Source organism: Streptomyces viridosporus (assembly GCF_002078235.1).
In the GTDB taxonomy this organism is placed as follows: domain Bacteria; phylum Actinomycetota; class Actinomycetes; order Streptomycetales; family Streptomycetaceae; genus Streptomyces; species Streptomyces viridosporus.
In genome coordinates this window covers 1-3,136 of record NZ_MSGP01000355.1, presented here as the reverse complement: position 1 = coordinate 3,136, position 3,136 = coordinate 1, and the positions used below count along the sequence as shown (strand labels likewise).

2 protein-coding genes and 1 pseudogene are annotated in these 3,136 nt (G+C 75.1%); 2 read left to right on the top strand and 1 reads right to left on the bottom strand.

From position 1 onward, the window contains the following. Positions 1 to 205 (bottom strand): annotated as a pseudogene (locus tag B7L92_RS24630) (hypothetical protein); the annotation flags it as partial. A gap of 145 nt (positions 206 to 350) precedes the next feature. Here B7L92_RS24630 and B7L92_RS24625 point away from each other — a divergent pair. Then, positions 351 to 1,775 (top strand): alpha,alpha-trehalose-phosphate synthase (UDP-forming), encoded by a 1,425-nt coding sequence (locus tag B7L92_RS24625; protein WP_174704012.1) that lies wholly within the window; start codon positions 351 to 353, stop codon positions 1,773 to 1,775. 65 nt (positions 1,776 to 1,840) lie between these two features. Next, positions 1,841 to 2,755 (top strand): trehalose-phosphatase, encoded by a 915-nt coding sequence (otsB, locus tag B7L92_RS24620; protein ID WP_081239610.1) that lies wholly within the window; start codon positions 1,841 to 1,843, stop codon positions 2,753 to 2,755. The last annotated feature ends 381 nt before the right edge of the window (positions 2,756 to 3,136 follow it).

The following is a 3,136-nucleotide window of genomic DNA, read 5'->3' as shown; positions in this document are numbered from 1 at the left end:
GGGTGGCGGTCGGGGTCCCGGTGCCGTCGGACGCCTCGGGGGACGCCTCGGGCGCGGAACCGGCGCTGCCCGGCGTGGCGGTGACCGCCGCGGGCCGTCCGTCCGCCTCCGTGTCGCCGTCCGCGTCGCCGCAACCGGCCAAGGTCAGTGCGAAGGCCCCGACCAGCGCCGCCGCACCGACGGATCCGCGCATGCGTATGCGCATGGCGCCCACCCCCCGAAAAGTTGAAATGCGCACCACACATCCTCAGGTCATTCACAGCTTCCGCACAAGAGGTGTGGCTCACATCGCCTCCGAGGTGACGCACCGGGACGTTTGAGGCTTCCGGGACCGGGCTAGGTTGAGGCGTATGGCTTCCACGCAGGCTGCTCAGGGTGCTCAGGTGCTGGTCGCGTCGAATCGCGGTCCCGTTTCGTACACGGTGGACGAGGACGGTTCGCTGCGGGCCAAAAGGGGCGGCGGCGGGCTGGTGTCCGGACTGTCGGCGATCGGCCCGGACGCGGGGGCGCTGTGGGTGTGCTCGGCGCTGTCCGACGGCGACCGCGAGGCCGTGCGGCGCGGGGTCGGCGAGGACGGCGTGCGGATGCTGGACGTCCCGGCGGACGTGCACGCCGACGCGTACAACGGGATCGCCAACTCGGTGCTGTGGTTCGTGCACCACATGCTGTACCAGACCCCGCTGGAACCGGTCTTCGACGCGGAGTTCCGGCGGCAGTGGGCGTCCTACGAGACGTACAACCGCGCCTTCGCCGAGGCGCTGGCCGAGGAGGCGGCGCCGGGGGCGGCGGTGCTGGTGCAGGACTACCACCTGACGCTGGTCCCCGGGATGCTCCGCGAGCTCCGCCCCGACCTGCGGATCGGCCACTTCTCGCACACGCCGTGGGCGCCGCCGGAGTACTTCCGGCTGCTGCCCGACGACATCGCCGGGCAGGTGCTGCGCGGGATGCTGGGCGCCGACCGGCTGGGCTTCCTCACCCACCGCTGGGCGGACGCGTTCGCCGCGTGCTGCGAGCGGTTCGTGGGCGGCCTCGGGGACACCCGGATCGGCGTGCACGGGCTGGGGGCCGACGCGGACTTCCTGCGCGCCCGGTCCCACGAGGCGGACGTGAAGGAGCGGATGGCCGTGCTGCGGGAGGAGATCGGCGCGGCTCCCGACGGCGGTGCGCGCAGAACGATCGTCCGGGTCGACCGGACCGAGCTGTCGAAGAACATCGTGCGCGGTCTGCTGGCCTACCGGCAGCTGCTGGAGGACCACCCCGAGTGGCGCGAGCGGGTCGTGCACGTCGCCTTCGCCTACCCCTCCCGGCAGGACCTCGCCGTGTACCGCGACTACACCGCCGAGGTGCAGCGGGTCGCCGCGGAGATCAACGAGCGGTACGGGACGCCGGGCTGGCGGCCGGTCGCGCTGCACGTCAGGGACGACTTCGCCCGCTCGCTGGCCGCGTACCGGCTGGCGGACGTGGCCCTGGTCAACCCCATCCGCGACGGCATGAACCTGGTCGCCAAGGAGATGCCGATCGTCTCCGACGCGGGCTGCGCGCTGGTGCTGTCGCGGGAGGCGGGCGCCCACGAGGAGCTGGGCGAGGACGCGATCACCGTCAACCCGTACGACGTCGTCGACACGGCGCGCGCCCTGCACGAGGCCCTGACCATGGGCCCGGCGGAGCGGACCGAGCGCAGCAAGCGCCTGGCCGCGGCGGCGACCGCGCTGCCGCCCGCGCAGTGGTTCCTGGACCAGTTGAACGAGCTGAGGGACGGGACGGCGTCCGGCTGAACCGGATCGCCGACATGGCCGGTCACACAGGCGTACGGGCGCCGGGACGTGGATAGGTTGGCGACATGGGCAGCCATACGGATTCCACGGACCCCCACGCGCAGGAGCCGAAGGCCACGGGCCCGGACACCACGGACCCCGGTACCGCCGACGGCCTGCCGACGCCTGCCACACGGGCCGGACGGGAAGGGCTGGAGGCACTTCTCGCGCGGCCGGAGAGGGCGCTGATCGGCCTGGACTTCGACGGGACGCTCGCGCCGATCGTGCCCGACCCGGAGCAGGCCCGCGCGCACCCCGACACGGTGCCCGCGCTCGCCGCGCTCGCCCCGAAGGTGGCGGCCGTCGCGGTCGTCACCGGGCGGCCCCCCGGAGTGGCCGTGCGGCACGGCGGCTTCGCGGGCGTGCCCGGTCTGGAGCACCTGGTCGTCCTCGGCCACTACGGGGCCGAGCGCTGGGACGCGGCGACCGGCACGGTCACCGCGCCCGCCCCGCACCCCGGTGTCGCCGCCGTCCGCGCGGAACTGCCGGGGCTGCTCGACCGGGTCGGCGCGTGGCAGGGCACCTGGATCGAGGAGAAGGGCCGGGCGGTGGCCGTCCACACCCGCAGGGCCTCCGACCCCCAGGCCGCCTTCGAGGCGCTGCGCGAGCCGCTGGCCGACCTCGCCACCCGGCACGGCCTGATCGTCGAGCCCGGCCGCATGGTGCTGGAGCTGCGTCCGCCCGGCATGGACAAGGGCGTCGCCCTGATGGAGTACGCCCGCGAGATCGGCGCCCGGTCGGTCCTGTACGCCGGTGACGACCTGGGCGACCTCCCCGCCTACGCCACCGTCGACAAGCTCCGCTCCGACGGCGTCCCCGGCCTGCTGGTGTGCAGCGGCAGCGACGAGGTCACCGAGCTGAGGGAACGCTCGGACCTGGTGGTCGACGGTCCGGCGGGGGTCGTGCAACTGCTCCGGACCCTGGCGGCACGCATCGGCTGACCGGACACCGGCCGGTCGCCCCGGCCCGGCAGGGCAAGGCAGGGCAGGGGCGACCGGCCGGCGCCGGACGTGAACCGCTGCGGGCGGGCCCCCGGGGTCGCGGCCCGCAGCGGGGCGGTCGGCCCCGGACGGCGTGCGGGGCCGGCCCCGGGCGGCGTCGGGAAAGCCGGGAAGGGCGCCCGCCGGACGGGCACCGCGAGCAGACACCGCCGAAGGCGGGCCGCCGGGGCCGACCCGGTGGCCGGACCGCGGGTCAGCGCCGGGCACCGCCGGAAGGCCGAGCACCACCGGAAGGCCGAGCACCACCGGAAGGCCGAGCACCACCGGAAGGCCGAGCACCACCGGGAGACCGGGCACCGCCGGAAGGCCGAGCACCGCCGG